Raw genomic sequence first — 16,577 nt, forward strand, 5'->3', positions numbered from 1 at the left:
TTTTTACAATTAACAATTAGTAAGTCTTACAATTAGACTGTTTTTTGTACTATTTTGTTCCAAAAAGTCTGTCTCCAGCATCGCCTAAACCTGGAATTATATATCCATGATCGTTGAGCTTTTCATCAACGCAGGCACAGTAGACTTCTACATCAGGGTGGTCCTTGTTGACTCTTTGAATTCCTTCAGGTGCAGCTATGAGACACATTAACTTAATGTTGCTTACACCTTTGTCTTTTATAAATTTTATTGCAGCAGAAGCTGAACCTCCTGTTGCAAGCATTGGATCAAGAATTACTATATCCCTTTCTGTAGCATCTACAGGAAGTTTGCAGTAGTATTCCACCGGCTGTAAGCTTTCTGGATCTCTGTATAAACCAATATGTCCGACTTTTGCCATAGGCAGGAGTTTCAGCATACCGTCAACCATACCGAGACCGGCCCTTAATATAGGTACTATACCAAGCTTTTTGCCTGAAATCACCTTTGTTTTAGCTATACCAACGGGGGTTTCTATTTCGACTTCCTTTAACGGCATATTTCTAGTTACTTCGTATCCCATCAACATGGAAATTTCTGATACCAGCTCTCTGAATTCCTTAGTATCAGTATTTTTGTCCCTTAAAAGTGAAATTTTGTGTTGAATCAGTGGGTGATCAAATACAAAAACGTTATTCATGTTTATAAATACCTCACTTATCTTGAATATTTTTTTTCTATATCAGAAATTTTGTTTACTCTGGTAAGGTGCTTACCACCCTGGAAGTCTGTCTTCATCCAGATATCTACAATATCAAGGGCAAGACCCGCTCCGATAACACGGGCACCTAATGATAATACATTGGCATCATTATGCTCTCTGCTCATCCTAGCCATATAACTATCTGTGCAAACAGCTGCTCTTATTCCGGGAACCTTGTTTGCAGCCATGGAAATTCCGAGGCCTGTTCCGCAAATAATGATTCCTTTTTCACAATTTCCGCTTGCAATTGCTTCAGCTACAGCCAGTCCGAAATCAGGGTAATCAACAGAACTTTCGTCGCAAGTTCCGAAATCTTTTACTTCATATCCGCTGTCCTTAAGAAATTTTATTACTTCAGTTTTAAGTAAATATCCTGCGTGGTCACTTCCAACAGCTATCATTAAAGAATGTCCTCCTTATAGTTGCTAAACAATTATCCTTGGTATTTAAAGTTTTCCCTATCATAATTATTTTATAGTATAGGTATATCTATGTCAAAAAAACTTTAGATAAAAATATCTAAAAATAGGACTTCAAAGTTGTCTGGTATTGCTTATAAACCTTCTTTTTTTCTTATTATTTGAATGAGCTTGTCTATAGCAGATTTAATTTCATCAGCACAACGTTTATAAAGCTGTACGGGCATTCCAAACGGATCTGTTATGTCAAGCGAAAAGTTATATGGTTCAATGCCTTTATCCGGTATATCTGACGCTACAAATTCTTTTAGAGTGTATACCTTAGACTCTGCATCGGGATATTGGGATAATATAGCTTCCTTATGGCCTCTGGTCATAGTGAGAACAAGGAAAGCATCATTTACCTGTTTACTGTTAAGTTGTCTTGACCGGTGCCTGCTTATGTCTATATTCCATACATCCTTAAGAACACTTACTGCATTGGCGCTTGCGCAATCACCGTCATACGCATGAACTCCGGCAGAAGCTATTTCATATTTTTCTTTCAATACTTCATCCTTTTCAAGTGCAGCTTTCAAAATTCCTTCTGCCATGCTGCTTCTGCATGTGTTCCCAGTACAAACAAAGAGTATTGTTTTCACTTTAACCTCCATCCAAACCGAACTGTATTAATCGTTATCTGCATGAATTATTTTGTACCCTGCAGCTTTATTCAACCTGTTCATAATTGCCATACCTATTCCTGACTTGTCTACTGCCTCGGCCAGAATTACGTCCACGCCTTTTTCGTCAAATGTCCTAAGTGCCTTAAATAGGCTTGAGGCAATTGTTTCGGGGTTAGTCCTGTCTCCAACGGATATTATCTCAGATACAGGTTTTGCAAGTGCATAAAGATCTATTGTCTGATCAGTTGCAAGTATGCCGGCCTTTATGCCCTTTTCAGAATAATCTGCTAAAAGCTGTCTGATTTTAGCAACAATACCGGAAAGATTTCCATCTATTACTATTACATCAGCCTTTGGAGAGTAGTGGGTGTACTTCATACCGGGGGATTTTGGAATAATACTCTCACTAATGCTGGTTAATATTGCGGGATCAACATTTATAATACCCAAGATTCTTTCGAGATCCATGGATGTGACACCACCGGGTCTTAAAATCATAGCGGGACTGACAGTTATGTCAAGAACTGTGGATTCAAGCCCTACTTGAGCACTGCCTGCATCAATTATAATGTCAACTTTTCCCGACAGATCTTCAATAACATGTTTAGCAGTAGTAGGACTGGGTTTTCCTGAAGTATTTGCACTGGGTGCTGCTACAGGAACACCTGCTTCCTTTATCAAAGCCAGAGCTATGGGATGAAGAGGCATCCTTACTGCTACTGTTTCAAGCCCCGCGGTAATAACTGGCGGCACTATATTGGACTTTGGCATGACAAGTGTTAATGGCCCGGGCCAGAACTTGTCCATAAGCAGGGAAGCATTTGAAGGCATATGGCTCACTATACTACTTAAGGATTTCTTTTCTGCAATATGCACGATAAGAGGGTTGTCGTTTGGCCTGCCTTTTGCTTTAAATATATTTCTTACAGCAGTCTCATCAAGAGCATTAGCTCCGAGCCCGTAAACTGTTTCTGTCGGAAAGGCAACAAGACCACCGTTTTTAAGAATATTTGCAGCATACCTTAACCTGGCTGAGTCTATATTATTAAAATCTAGTCGGATGATTTCTGTTTTCAATACCATCAGGCTGCAGACCATTGGTAAAGGGTTGCCGGCATACTTCGCCTGGTGCCTGTTACCTGACAACTGCTGCCTATCACCTGCCTTTAATTATATATTGTTACTATTATACCACACAAAATACCTATTACATTTCCAACTGAAGGTAAACGTCCCGTATAAAGCCTTTTTGATTGGGGAACCAGCTCGCCGTACACTATATAGAGCATAGCGCCTCCTGCAAAACCAAGGCATACGGATATCAATTGCTGGGACATTCCTCCCAAAACAGCTCCGATAAAGGTACCGAAGCCCATTGGTATACCAGACAAGGCTGTAAGTAAAAATGCTCTTGTTTTGGAAAAACCCCCTGCCCTCATAGGAACAGCCATAGCTACACCTTCAGGTATGTCATGGATCAAAATTACTATAGTAAGAGTTAATCCCAGGCTTGTTGATGCCTCAAATCCTGAACCTACTGCGAAGCCCTCAGGGAAATTATGAAGTGCAATTCCTATTGCGGTCAGAATTCCCGTTTGCAGCAACCTAGAGTTTTTGTAACCCCGTTTTATGAACTTAGATTTACTAATATAATTTTCCAGAAATATTATCGTAATAACACCTGCAAAAATCCCGCAGAAAGTCAGGGTAATACCGCCCAATCCGAAGGCTTCAGGAATCAACTCAAAGCACACTACTGACGTCATTAGACCTGCTGAAAACTCAAGAATAAGGCTTAGGAACCGATTGCTGATGTTATTAACGAAAAAGGCCATTAATCCTCCGGTACTTGTTCCAACGACACCAGAAATAAGGCCAACTAAAGTTACTTTCAGCAAATAATCCATTATTACCCCCAGAAAGAAAGGTTTACTTCTAATTCTATTCACTGAAAGGAGTAAATATTAATTATCAATTTTTGATTTTCATGATCAACTGCAAGTACAGGAACCTGGTGTCTCAATCCTCATCATCCTGGTTGCCGCTGCCTAACTTGCCAGCCTGATCGGAGGTTATCAATGCATCTATTATTTCATCAAAATCCCCGTTAAGTATTGCCTCTATCTTATATAGAGTCAAGCCTATCCTATGATCGGTTACCCTGCCTTGAGGATAGTTGTATGTTCTTATCCTTTCACTTCTGTCTCCGGTTCCAACCTGACTTTTCCTGGCCTGGGCGACTTCTGAAGTCTGCTGCTCCTGAGCTATTTCATACAGCTTTGACCTAAGGATCTTCATAGCTTTATCTTTATTCTTGTGTTGAGACCTTTGATCCTGGCATGTTACAACAATACCTGAAGGTCTGTGAGTAATACGTATTGCAGAATCGGTTTTATTTATATGCTGCCCTCCTGCACCGGATGCACGGTAGGTATCTATTTCGAGATCAGCAGGATTTATATCCACATCCACATCTTCAACCTCAGGCAAAACCGCAACAGTAATGGTTGAAGTATGAATTCTGCCACTGGACTCGGTTGAGGGGACACGTTGAACCCTATGAACACCACTTTCAAACTTTAAGCGGCTGTATGCTCCTTTAGCTTCTATAGAAAATACAACTTCCTTAAAGCCTCCCAATTCTGTAGGATTTGCATCAAGAATTTCTATTTTCCAGCGTCTGCGTTCAGCGTACATGCTGTAGGCTCTAAAAAGGACACCTGCAAACAGTGCAGCTTCTTCTCCACCTGCACCACCACGGATTTCTACAATAACACTTCTGTCATCATTAGGATCTTTTGGGAGAAGGAGTATTTTCAGCTCTTCCTTGATTTTTTCCAGTTTTTCAAGGGACTCATCCAGCTCTGATTGGACCATTTCTCTGAAATCCTTATCAAGTGTGCCGTCCAATAACTCTCTTGCTTCTGAAATATCATTGTTGGCTTTTTTGTATTCACGGTATTTTGCAACGATATCCTCCAGCTCGGAGTACTCTTTCATGTATTTACGATACTCATCCTGGTTTGATATCACCGAGGGATCACTTAACTTGTGGCTTATTTCCTCGTACCTGTTTTCAGCTACTTCAAGCTTGTCAAACATTTTACACCTCTCGAGATAAATAATATTGCGGATCCAAAACCTGTTTTATATATAATGAAGACATTAAAATGCTATGAAAATAAATAAATCACGGTGATATATTATAGCATAGTCCGGCATGAGCCGCAAGCTTTTAGCGGCGAAATGCGGCACTAGGCATAACCTATGACGTTATTACCGCAGAAAAGTAGGGTTTTGACTTTTCGAGGATAATAACAACGTCCGGCATGAGCTTTTAAATCCAGCTCTGGCAAATCAAAACTCGCTATCGTTCAAACAAAGGATTTGCTATTTTTTGCTCGTATTAAGGGGCTCTATAGTCTTTCCACAATGCGATTTCCATAACTTGGATACAAAAAAATATTCACCGCAGCGTAATAAGTATTTTTGCTCCCGTAAAAAAATGCTCCCTCCATAATGACAGATTTATATTTACCTGTCTGCTGCAGAGAGAGCATATCACTTTTTGAACCGGCTTCCTATGTCAAAATTGAATATTATAATCTAAAAACGGACCTGTTATATGTATTTGATTTGTCCATGCCATAAAAAGGAGAATTATAAATATTACTAAAAAGATGCTGCTTACACTGACATCTATCTTCACATCTTCTCTTTTTGCATAAATAAGGTTGAGAGTGATGATTTCCAAACCAAACAATACGAGTGCGCCACCCCCGATATACCAGAGGTTTTTGACTATGCTAAAATCATATATATTATTTAGAATTATCAATAAGCCACATACTACCATTACCAGAGCAAGAGTGTACCTGCCCGCTTTTATCCGCATTTTTATTCCCCCTGCAAAAATTCAGCTTTATAAATATATACGGGAATACATGTGTAAAGTCTGAAAAGCATGGGGTTACCCATGCTTTCACTGCTGCTGACTACTTTACAACTTCTATATATCCGTTATTGGTTTCGGCATTGATGTTTACCTTTTGAGAGTAATTCATATATCCTATACTTTCCGCTTCTGCGGAGCTTCCGCCGATACCCTGCTTATTGACGTTATGGTAAGTCATCTCGGGAATCAAAATGTTAATTCCTCCGTTTGTTGTCTGGGCTTTGACTTTATATCCCCTGTTTTCCATGTCGTTCATATTCACCTTTATTCCGCCATTTGATGTTTTAAGGAAGATATTCATCTCTTCACAGTTTTCAAAGTTCTGTGCATTTTCTACCAATATCTTGCTGTTCATTGTAACGGCTTTTATATTCTGTGCCTTGATATGCTTGATATCAATAACTGAATTATTGGTGTTGATATCAATATCTTTTCCCATTACATAATTGACTTGTATTTTTGCATTTTTAGTACTTACATTTATCTTGTCGCTGTTAACTCCCATCAGTTCTATATGGCTGTTTTTGGTTATTGCTTCGAAGATCCCGGAGATGGAATCTTCTGCATATATTCTTCCATTAGTGCTTTCCAGCCTTATTTTGCTGAATTTTACTGCGGGAAGAAATACCTCATGGGAAACGGATATACTGAAATTCATCTGCTTTGCAGGCTTAACAGTAATAGTATTACCTTCGTCACTGAAAGTGAGTATGGATTCGGCATCCTTTGCGGGACTTTTAATCTTTGACTTTATAAGTATTTTGTTATCAGAGTGCTTCTTTACCACTATATAGTTATTAACACCTTCTACATTCAATTCCATGCCCTCAACGGCTACAACCTCAAAGCTTTTTTCTATTGTAGGGTAGTTTCCGAAGAAGTTGAACGCATTAGTATCGACAAAGCTGCCTACAAAATCTACTACCTTGTCTACTATTCCAAAAGTAGTATTGGCAACATTTTTCCCGAGTTTTTCTGCTTTTGTGCTGAAATCTTCAACCATACGATCAAAATCTTTTTGATTATAATTACTTTTAAAATCCTTTTTCCATTCATGTACTTTATCGCGGAGTTTTGTAACTTCTTCCTGAAATGAGGTCTGTCTTTGCTGTTGCTGCTGCTGTTGTTGCTGCTGTCTGGTTGTATTTTCGCCAGATGACTGCTTCTGACTGCCTCCCAAAGCATCTATAAGTCTGGCTGCTTCCTCACTGCTTATTTTTCCTTCTTCGAGCATTTTAAGTATAAGTAATCTTTCTTCACTAGTTGACATATGCTAATCAATACCTCCCTAAAGCCAATTGATAATTAGCTTTTACTCATAATTTTACCCTTTTATATTTAGTCCTTTAATAAACCTATGGCTTCCTCAACACTTATCTCTCCACTGTTAAGCTTATCCAGAACTTCCTTGCGTTTTAGACTGCTAACCGGCTCGGGCTCGGATTTGTAGCCTAAAGCTCCTGCTACATCTTCAAGTCTGTTTTTTACGGTAGGGTAGGAGACTCCCAATTCCCTTTCAACTTCCTTAATGTTACCTCTACACTTAATGAATACATCTATAAAAGATTTTTGATCTTCTGTAAGTCTGCAAAACTTACACAAATCGAAATTGCCTTCTATACTCGTACCGCATTCGTAGCAGCTAAGCTTTGTAACTTGCGTATTCGTGCCACATACAGGACATTTTCCCAATACTTCTTTTCCCATTTCTTCACCTCGTGTCTGTCAGTTGTTTATTTCTAATTTTAATAAAATAAATTTGTTGATTAATTATCTTAACAAAAGCTTTAACAATATTAATAATATTAAATTTCTTAATAAATGTCAATATTTATTATAAACATTATTAATTATATTATTAATATTTTTAATGCATTTTATAAAATAATATAAAAACAGACCATGGTATACTTGTGAAAGTTAATCACAAACCATGATCTGTCTTTTTAATGTAAGCTATAGCAATAATATGTTCCTTATGGGTTTATAGTTCCCGTCTACCTTCAAGAGCTTTTGCCAGAGTAACTTCATCAGCGTACTCAAGGTCGCCGCCTACAGGTATCCCGTGAGCTATTCTGGTTACTCTTATTCCTAGAGGCTTCAGTAATTTTGAAATATACATCGCGGTAGCTTCACCCTCTATATTTGGGTTAGTAGCCAATATGACTTCATTTATGTGGCCTTCCCTTATCCTGGTGAGAAGCTCCTTGATTTTTATATCTTCAGGCCCGATACCTTCCATTGGGGATATAGCACCATGCAGTACATGATACAGGCCCTTGAATTCACGTGTACGTTCCATAGCTATGACATCTCTGGGGTCCTCCACAACACATATTGATGAATTATCCCTTGTTGCACTGCTGCACACATTACATGGATCAATATCAGTTAAGTTGCTGCATATAGAACAGTATCTGGTTTTAAGTTTTGCTTCCTTTATGGCAGTTGCAAGGTTTTCAACCTTATCCTCGGTTAAGTTGAGAACATGAAAGGCAAGCCTTTGAGCAGTTTTATGCCCTACTCCGGGCAGTTTTTCAAACTCCTCAATAAGACGTGCAACTGGTGCTGCATAGAAACTCATAAGTAATCTCCTTTGATAAACTGACTCTGACAGTAATGACACATCAAGACTTTAATTCGAGTAAGGAACTGTACTCTGCCGGACTGCTGCTGAATATTTCAACTTTAACCGACTGCCTTTTGCCAGCTATTAAAATAGTCCAGGGAAACCGCCCAAACCACCCGTCACTTTGCCCATTTCACTGCTCACCATTTCATCGGCTTTTCTTAAAGCTTCATTTACTGCAGCAAGTATAAGATCCTGCAACATTTCCACATCATCCGGATCAACAACTTCAGCTTTTATATTAATTTCCTTTATTTCTTTTTTTCCTGTTGCAATAACAGTTATAGCACCACCACCGGCAGTAGCTTCTACAGTTTTTAGTTCAAGCTCTTCCTGTACCTTTGCCATATCCTTTTGCATTTTTTGAGCCTGCTTCATCAAGTTACCTATATTTCCGCCCCCAAATCCCGGGAATCCGCCTTTTGCCATTGTATTAATCCTCCTGCACGTATAATTATTTTATTTTGATAAAAGAAACAATATGTACATTAATTCACATATACCGAATATAAAACCGTACTTAGTTTTACACTCAGTTCAATCATTATCCAGAATTATTATAATTAATTATTGTGGTATATACAATAAATTTTTGTAAAGCTTAGCATTTGTGATAGAGGAGCTAATGAATAAAACGGGGCAGAGGAGGGGATGTAACGCAAAAGGGAAGCCCTCCTGTCACGAGGATTCCCTTTGTAAGGTTTATTCATCAATTATATTTAGTGGCACATTCAACCTTTCTGCCAGGTTCTTTGCTTTATCAACCAGCTCATCTGACTCTTCTGCTGCGGTTTCCTTTCTACTGCTTGTAAGATCCTCCTCATCTATACACTTGATCCTGATCTCTCTTCCAAGCTTTTGAGAGACTACTGCTTCTACAGTTTCCAAATTTTCTGCTTTTGATACTACCATTTTGCAGAAACGCCTGTCTGAGCTGAAAACTATTCCTACAAACTTGCTATCCAGTTCCAAAGCTTTTGTGCCTAGGAGGTTGGTAAAAAGGACCATTCTTCCTCCGGATTTCAGTTCATTCAGAACATCATTCCAGCATGACAAGCTGTCTATATTTTCAATATTGCCTTTTCTCTGAACTTCTTTTGGCGCAGGCTTGTCTGGAGATGCTGCCTGGCCTGGATTGGCGGATGGTGCATTGTTTTTTTGAGCAGGGGAGGATTTGATAGTTATATCGCCGCTGCTGATTTTTCTCTCAAGCTCTGCCAGCCTTTCCATAACATTCCCGCCATATTGTGCAGGATTTGATTCGCATAGCTTCATCAAAGACACTTCCAGAAGTATTCTTGGGTGGGTTGCCCATTTAAGGCTTGATTCCAGAAGTGAAAGCTCTTTTATGTCATGCATAAGTTCTTCGTCACTTAACCCCTTGCATTGCTGAATCATCTTTTCTATGGATTCTTTTGATGCTTCTATGATTTCATAGGGATCAGGCGTTAATTTGCATATCAGAAGGTTCCGGTAATAATAAACGAGATCGGCAATAAACCGGGTAATATCTTTTCCCTCCATAACCAACCTGTCTACCAGTTCCAATATACGGCTTATATCCTTAGCCGCTATAGCATCAAAAACCTCGGCAATGAAGGTATCATTTACTATTCCGACAACTGTAAGGACATCATCATAACCTATTTCCTTACTGCCCATGGAAATACACTGATCGAGAATGCTGATTGCATCCCTGAGTGCACCGTCAGCCATTTTTGCGATTAGCTTCGCGCCATCCTTCCGGAGAGTAACACCGCTTTCCTGAGATATCTGTGTAAGCCTGCTCATTATGCTCTCAATGGAAATTCTCCTGAAGTCAAACCTCTGACACCGTGATAGTATTGTGGCGGGCAGCTTATGCGGGTCTGTTGTTGCTAAAATAAAGACAACATGGGCCGGCGGCTCTTCCAGCGTTTTTAGTAAAGCGTTAAATGCCCCTGTTGAGAGCATGTGAACCTCGTCTATGATGTAGACTTTGTATTTGGCCTGAGACGGTGCATATATTACCTCATCCCGTATCTCTCTTACATTGTCCACACTGTTGTTTGAAGCAGCATCAATTTCTATTACATCAAGAATGTTTTCGTTCAGTATACCCCTACAGATATCGCATTCATTACAGGGATCACCGTTTTGGGGGGAGAGACAATTTATCGCTCTGGAGAAAATCTTAGCCATGGTTGTCTTACCTGTACCCCTGGTTCCGCAGAAAAGGTATGCATGCGCAATGCGGCCTGTACTGATGCTGTATCTTAATGTTTTTACAACATGTTCCTGTTCTACTACGTCTTCAAAGACAGTAGGTCTCCATTTTCTATATAAAGCTATATATGACATATTTCCCTGTCCATCCTCCTATTACGTTACCCATAACACTGCACTACGAAGCTTTGCTTAGTAACCAGTATAAGTATAACATACATTTGACCCCGCTTCAAAAACTTGTTTTGCCATAGTATAAGAGAGGCATGAAAAAAGGAATGCATCTTCATACATTCCCTGAGATTAACTGGTGCTAATACAACATGTGGCGATACCTTTTCGCAATATCAACAAACGTGTCCACAATGATAGGATTAAACTGAGTATTCCTGTTTGCTAAGAGCTCATTAAGGGCGTCCAACCTGCTCATGGGCTTACGGTAGGAACGGCTGGAAGTCATAGCATCATATGCATCCGCTACGGCAATGATTTGAGCCTCTATGGAAATATCGCTGCCTGACAGGCCATATGGATAACCTGTTCCGTCAAACCTTTCATGATGTAAAGCTATAGCTTTCATTGTGCGTTCTGAAAAGCCTACGGGATATAGTATTTTATTGCTTATCAGGGGGTGTTGCTTTATTACCTCATACTCTTCAGAGGTCAGTTTCTCAGGCTTTAAAAGTATTGAATCGCTTATGCCGACTTTGCCGATATCATGCAGTATTCCCGCAATTTTTATGTCTTGAATCTGATCTTTGGAAAGACCAAGCTTTTCCGCTATATCCACTGCATACTTCGATACCCTCTGCGAATGTCCCTCAGTATAATCATCTTTGGCTTCTACAGTCGCAATAAGGGCATCTACTGTTTTTATAAAATACTTTTTGGAAGTTTCATAAAGCAGAGCATTTTCGATGGCAACTGCTACATTGTTAGCGATTGAAGAAATAAGATTTATTTGATGTTCACCTATTGGTGAGTTAAAGCCGGTAATTAATATACCCAGCTGTTTATCTTTAACTGAAACTGGCATAAAAAGAAATTCCTTTATCTTTTCATCCTCCGGCAGACTGCTGTTTATAGTACTGGTAACCCAGCTGTCAGGTATTTCGTGTGCCTTAAGTATTCCTGACTTTTCTGCAAAATATTTTATTGCACTGTCGTGGATGTTTTTAGGAATAAACATTGTATCAATATTCTTATTTGCATAAAATGTTCCTGAAAGCGCCTTTACATATAGTGATGAGGTATCTTTCTCGATAAAACCCAGAGCACATGAGGGACAATCCAGAGCCTGTGTTATTTCATTTACTATTATATTTGACAGCTCATCCAAATCCAGTGTTGAAGTCAGTGCTTTGCTTGTGGAGTTAAGGATGGACAGTTCTTTATTACTCTGGAGTATTTCTTTTTCAAGCCTTCTTCTTTTTGTTATATCTCTTACTATTGCCTGCAAGCCCATACTTATGCCATTATACATATAGTTGGTAAACTTGACCTCTGTAATAATCGTGATGCCATCCTTCCGTACGAAAGATAACTCTGTAGCGTATATGTTTTCGTGCTTGAGATAGTTTAAAATATACTCTATGGAAAATGGCTTTGAGATGGCAGCGATAAGTTCGGAAATATTCTTGCCGACCAGGTCTGATTTCTCATATCCCAGCACATCATAGCAAACATGGTTTACAAAGGAAATAACGCCTGTATCCTCTATAACACATACTATTTCAGGGATGTTTCTGACAAGTGAATGGTATTTCTGTTCGGCTTCGTTCAGTTGTTCAATAATTGCCTGAAGCTGACCATAGGACGCTTCAAGTTCGGAATTTGCCTCCTGAAGTTCCCAGTTTTTATCATACAGTTCCTCAGATTGAACTTTCAGCTTATTTTTACTTTCCTGGAGGTATCCCGTAATATCGTTGATTGCACAGGCAATTTCACCTATTTCATTATTTGAAGTAATATCTAATTTGTAGTCTGAGTTTCCGTTTTTCACTTCTCCGATACCACTTTTTATCGTCGAAAGCGGGGAAAGGATAACCTTGCGGACATATGAGTAAATAAGGTAAACTAAAACAATAATCACTAGTATTAACAACAATTCAATAATACCAAAAATCATGCTATTTGAAAGAGGGGTATATTCACTATCTGTAGAAAGAAGAGCTCCTGCAAAAAATACAATATTAACTGCAAAAAGTGCTATTAAAAGGAATGATATTAAGCAGCACAAGACTAATAAAATCTTTTTGATACTGTTGTCCTTAAAATTGAACATATAGCATATACCTTTTTTCTACAAATTTCTACAAAATATTTAGTAATATAATGTTAACACATAACCTACCATTTTTAAACATCTAAAATGTATAAAAATGGACTATATTTTTATTTACTTTAACCTATAGATGGTAACCCCGAAAAAGACATAGAATTGTAAATAGGATAAACGATAAAGGAGGGATATTGCGTGCATATAAAAAAAGAACCATTACAGGTTCTTATATTTATTATGATTGGCCGTGCACCCATTCTCGACTTACCTCTACAAGCGTAACCCACGTAGTTAGCTCTAATCAGGCATCCCTACGGCACACGAAAGTGCCAGCTTACCGCTGCTTCCTTCCGGACCTGACGGGGTTCACAGGTTTTCGTTGCGTAAGACCCGATTTTCATTGCCACTTGCGAGGGGCAGACCCAACAGGGAATAAGCCTCCAAAGGGAATTCAACCCTGCTACAGCGGTTTGCAGGAAAAGGGCACCGCTACCTCCCCGCCTAGCACGACCAAAACTTTAACATAATTAACGTTACTTTTATTGCCTGAAAATATGTCATCAGGACAATAAATAACACAGCCTGTTAAGCTGTCTCTCTATTATACATAAAAGGGCATTTCATATCAAGTAATTTTATAAATTTTGTAAGAGGAAGTTTAAGGCAAAAAAATAAAGCACTGAATATAATAATAATGAATAATTGCAATAAAACTAGTGCTTTAAATTTTAAATAAAATCAATATTATATTAAAAGGAGGAACAAAATTGAAAAAATAGTATTACTAGTTGTGGTAATATGATTATACCATAATTTTCTTGGAAGTAATATTAAAATTGTGTAACAACTATTAATAAACTGTTAACATACTGGAATAATCTCAGTACTCCTTTCTTTCGTAATTGCTGTCGTCTAATATTTCTGTTTTCGCGGTATTGCTTTCTATAAAATTCGAATAGAATTTAGTATATTTGTCTAGTATTTTTCTATCATACTTATTCAGTGAGGTTACTGGAGTTTTATCCTTACTGTCAGGTGCCAAAGTATCACTTCCTTAATATAATTTTTACTAGCTTTATTTTTTTCTATTATACCAATAATATATTATGAAAAAACAAATCAAATATACAGGAATTATGATAATTTATTAAGCATTGAAGGGGATGAGAGTATTTTTAAAATCTTTCCGGAAAAACGCAGCAGAAATTGGTTATGGGTATTTATCCTTTATTCTGCAATTATCAGTTGCTCCTTTTTTATAGGAAGTATTTTTATACTAAGAAGAAACGTAAGTTTTGGAAATTTTATTTCCATAATGATAGTTGCAGTTGTATTTTCTACTATAATTACTCTGGCCGGATATCTAAATGCCGGGTTTGTTTTTGTTTCATCGAGTATAGGTCTTGTTCTGGGAGTTACTGCACTATTTACAGTTTTATTAAGGAAAAGAACCGGGTGGGAAGATCTTGCCGGACCAGTCATATTTCTTCAGATTGCTGTTCTGAGCCTGATAACAGGCATGATTTTAGAAGGAGCAGTAAAAATAATCCGGAGGCCGGATAAAAAGATTTCCAGAAAATAGGAATAGAGCATTGTAAAACCTATATACTTTTTGATAGAATAAACTTTGTTATTTTATGAATTAAGTAAAAGGGGTGCAGAAGAATTGAAAGTTCGCAAAGCTATAATACCTGCTGCAGGAATGGGAACCAGGTTTTTGCCTGCAACCAAGGCACAGCCTAAGGAAATGCTCCCGATAGTAGATAAACCGACTATTCAATATATAGTTGAAGAGGCAATTGCTTCAGGAATAGAAGATATAATGATTGTTACCGGAAGAGGGAAAAGAGCTATAGAAGACCATTTTGACAAGTCTTACGAGCTGGAGCACGTACTTATGAGCAAAGGTGAGGATGAATTATTAAATCTGGTTCAGGATATATCAAACCTGGTTAATATTCATTATATAAGGCAAAAGGAACCTAAAGGGCTGGGACATGCAATTTACTGTGCAAAAACATTTATTGGCGACGAACCTTTCGCAGTATTATTAGGTGATGATATAGTAGATTCTGAAACACCTTGTTTGAAGCAGCTTATAGACGTATTCGACAGGTATGGTTCTACAGTAGTCGGAGTCCAGCATGTGCCACGCAGCGATGTTTCGAAGTACGGGATAATAAATGGACAGAAAACCGGCGAAAGGGTATATAGTATAACAGATATGGTTGAAAAGCCTGATGTGGATTCTGCACCATCGGACATTGCTATATTAGGGAGATATATTATTACACCTGATATATTTAAATTTCTTGAAAGTGCTGAACCCGGGAAAGGTGGAGAAATCCAGCTTACTGATGCTTTAAAGAAGCTGATGGGGGTCGAGGCTATTTACGCTTATGATTTTATCGGCAACAGGTTTGATGTGGGAAACCGTATAGGCTTTGTTAAAGCAACAGTAGAATTTGCTTTAAAGAGAGAAGACATTAAGGAGGAATTTGCAGAATATTTAAAGGACTTGGCTAAAAATTTATAGAATTAACTGGAATAAATATGATTCTGATGTAAATAATACCTATAGACAAAAATCTGATTGTTTATAGGTATTTTTTATGCGTTGTTTATATATTATCGGGAAGGTGCTGCTAGTAGTATTTATATTGACTATAATAATCAACATTCTGTTGTATTTCAGCCCTTTTTCCATTAAAGAGAGCCGTGATGAAGTACATAGAGAGGACAGAGGGAGCACTGAATCAAGTAGGGGAAAGGTTTTGCCTGAAAAGGATGGTACAAGAATGCGTCCTATGGAAAGCCAGTCTGATGCGCTTGAAGAAACTATAGGAAAATCAGCACCTGAGGATGGAGATGCCGGGGACAGAAGCTGCCTTCAGAGTAAAGCAGGTAATGGGCTGGTAAAGTATTTTATGACATATGATGAGATTATGTCTTTAAAGCGGATTAGTCTTGAGGATAAACTTACCGGTCTAAATGTTGTAAGGAAGGTGAAACGGGTGGATTTAGAGAGAATTTTAAGAATTGCCGATGGCGGGATTACTATGGAGGAGTGGGCGAGTCTCAGCAAAATTCTGAGAAACTCGCTGGAAGAGAAGGATATCGAGAAACTTAAGAAAATAGCTTTCAAAAACAAAATAATGAATTAAAGAGGCAAGCTTGTGCTAGTTAGATTTAAAGTATTATAATAACATCATAATGATAAGTGGGGGTGGGTATAGTGGGAAGCTTTATAGCTTTTGTTGCTTTATTAATTATTGCAGTTGCTGCGGTGAGTCTGGTTAAGGGGACAGGGCGCAGTCAAACCGGAGGTAGTACGGGTAATATTCCTGTGAAGAACGATAATTCTGTCAATGATATGCTTCTATATAGCAGCATGTATAATAATGATTCTGTTTGTGAAAGCAGTACGGAAGGTGTAACCAGTGATAATGACTGTGGTTCAGGAGAAGATTGCAGTTGTGACTCGGGCTGTGACAGCAGTTGCGATTGTGGAGGGAGTTGCGGTACTGACTAATTTAACATGGTGTTTACATAAAGAAGAAAAGAGTTTACATAATAAAAATGTAAACTCTTTTCTTCTTTGGTTATTGTATTATATAGGTAAAACGGAGAGTTGTCAAGAAATTTCTTAAAACAGTTTAAAATAATGTGATTTATATACGG

At 38.2% G+C, this 16,577-nt stretch carries 18 protein-coding genes and 1 other RNA gene; 4 read left to right on the forward strand and 15 right to left on the reverse strand.

Annotated features, from left to right (window positions below):
- Nucleotides 1-49: 49 nt before the first annotated feature.
- The 15 genes from upp to N3I35_05700 all read right to left on the reverse strand — a co-directional run bounded on the left by upp (nt 50) and on the right by N3I35_05700 (nt 13,938).
- Nucleotides 50-679, reverse strand: a complete 630-nt coding sequence (upp, locus tag N3I35_05630; GenBank protein ID MCX8129568.1) for a uracil phosphoribosyltransferase — start codon at nt 677-679, stop codon at nt 50-52.
- Nucleotides 680-696: 17 nt separating this feature from the next.
- Nucleotides 697-1,143, reverse strand: coding sequence for a ribose 5-phosphate isomerase B (gene rpiB / locus N3I35_05635; GenBank protein ID MCX8129569.1), 447 nt, complete (start codon nt 1,141-1,143; stop codon nt 697-699).
- Between the two features lie 152 nt (nt 1,144-1,295).
- Nucleotides 1,296-1,802, reverse strand: a complete 507-nt coding sequence (locus tag N3I35_05640) for a low molecular weight protein arginine phosphatase (GenBank protein MCX8129570.1) — start codon at nt 1,800-1,802, stop codon at nt 1,296-1,298.
- 27 nt (nt 1,803-1,829) lie between these two features.
- Nucleotides 1,830-2,903, reverse strand: a complete 1,074-nt coding sequence (locus N3I35_05645; GenBank protein MCX8129571.1) for an L-threonylcarbamoyladenylate synthase — start codon at nt 2,901-2,903, stop codon at nt 1,830-1,832.
- Between the two features lie 89 nt (nt 2,904-2,992).
- The gene (locus N3I35_05650) at nt 2,993-3,733 is read right to left on the reverse strand and encodes a ZIP family metal transporter (GenBank protein ID MCX8129572.1); all 741 of its coding nucleotides are present in this window, start codon (nt 3,731-3,733) and stop codon (nt 2,993-2,995) included.
- A 112-nt stretch (nt 3,734-3,845) separates the two neighbouring features.
- Nucleotides 3,846-4,928, reverse strand: a complete 1,083-nt coding sequence (gene prfA, locus N3I35_05655; GenBank protein ID MCX8129573.1) for a peptide chain release factor 1 — start codon at nt 4,926-4,928, stop codon at nt 3,846-3,848.
- A gap of 484 nt (nt 4,929-5,412) precedes the next feature.
- Nucleotides 5,413-5,721 carry a hypothetical protein gene (locus tag N3I35_05660; protein MCX8129574.1) on the reverse strand — a complete coding sequence of 103 codons (309 nt, stop codon included), beginning with the start codon at nt 5,719-5,721 and terminating at the stop codon, nt 5,413-5,415.
- A 100-nt stretch (nt 5,722-5,821) separates the two neighbouring features.
- The gene (locus N3I35_05665) at nt 5,822-7,051 is read right to left on the reverse strand and encodes a DUF4097 domain-containing protein (protein MCX8129575.1); all 1,230 of its coding nucleotides are present in this window, start codon (nt 7,049-7,051) and stop codon (nt 5,822-5,824) included.
- A gap of 68 nt (nt 7,052-7,119) precedes the next feature.
- Nucleotides 7,120-7,488: a DUF2089 domain-containing protein gene (locus tag N3I35_05670; protein MCX8129576.1), complete on the reverse strand. Its 369-nt coding sequence runs from the start codon at nt 7,486-7,488 to the stop codon at nt 7,120-7,122.
- Between the two features lie 277 nt (nt 7,489-7,765).
- Nucleotides 7,766-8,365 (reverse strand): recombination mediator RecR, encoded by a 600-nt coding sequence (recR, locus tag N3I35_05675; protein ID MCX8129577.1) that lies wholly within the window; start codon nt 8,363-8,365, stop codon nt 7,766-7,768.
- Nucleotides 8,366-8,494: 129 nt separating this feature from the next.
- Nucleotides 8,495-8,839, reverse strand: coding sequence for a YbaB/EbfC family nucleoid-associated protein (locus N3I35_05680; GenBank protein MCX8129578.1), 345 nt, complete (start codon nt 8,837-8,839; stop codon nt 8,495-8,497).
- A gap of 273 nt (nt 8,840-9,112) precedes the next feature.
- A complete protein-coding gene (dnaX, locus tag N3I35_05685; GenBank protein ID MCX8129579.1) occupies nt 9,113-10,750 on the reverse strand; it encodes a DNA polymerase III subunit gamma/tau in 1,638 nt (545 codons plus the stop codon).
- A 178-nt stretch (nt 10,751-10,928) separates the two neighbouring features.
- The gene (locus tag N3I35_05690) at nt 10,929-12,899 is read right to left on the reverse strand and encodes an HD domain-containing protein (GenBank protein MCX8129580.1); all 1,971 of its coding nucleotides are present in this window, start codon (nt 12,897-12,899) and stop codon (nt 10,929-10,931) included.
- A 242-nt stretch (nt 12,900-13,141) separates the two neighbouring features.
- An RNA gene (gene ffs / locus N3I35_05695) (signal recognition particle sRNA large type) lies at nt 13,142-13,406 on the reverse strand.
- 370 nt (nt 13,407-13,776) lie between these two features.
- Nucleotides 13,777-13,938 (reverse strand): hypothetical protein, encoded by a 162-nt coding sequence (locus tag N3I35_05700; protein MCX8129581.1) that lies wholly within the window; start codon nt 13,936-13,938, stop codon nt 13,777-13,779.
- A 273-nt stretch (nt 13,939-14,211) separates the two neighbouring features.
- Between N3I35_05700 and N3I35_05705 the strand changes: the two genes are divergently transcribed.
- From N3I35_05705 to N3I35_05720, 4 genes are all read left to right on the forward strand, one after another.
- Nucleotides 14,212-14,478 (forward strand): hypothetical protein, encoded by a 267-nt coding sequence (locus N3I35_05705; GenBank protein ID MCX8129582.1) that lies wholly within the window; start codon nt 14,212-14,214, stop codon nt 14,476-14,478.
- A gap of 84 nt (nt 14,479-14,562) precedes the next feature.
- Entirely contained in the window at nt 14,563-15,432 is an 870-nt protein-coding gene (gene galU, locus N3I35_05710; GenBank protein MCX8129583.1) for a UTP--glucose-1-phosphate uridylyltransferase GalU, read from the forward strand.
- Between the two features lie 76 nt (nt 15,433-15,508).
- Entirely contained in the window at nt 15,509-16,060 is a 552-nt protein-coding gene (locus tag N3I35_05715) for a hypothetical protein (protein ID MCX8129584.1), read from the forward strand.
- A 71-nt stretch (nt 16,061-16,131) separates the two neighbouring features.
- The gene (locus N3I35_05720) at nt 16,132-16,428 is read left to right on the forward strand and encodes a hypothetical protein (protein ID MCX8129585.1); all 297 of its coding nucleotides are present in this window, start codon (nt 16,132-16,134) and stop codon (nt 16,426-16,428) included.
- Nucleotides 16,429-16,577: the final 149 nt, after the last annotated feature.

It is taken from the genome of Clostridia bacterium (assembly GCA_026414765.1).
Classification (GTDB): Bacteria; Bacillota; Clostridia; order Acetivibrionales; family DSM-27016; genus SKW86.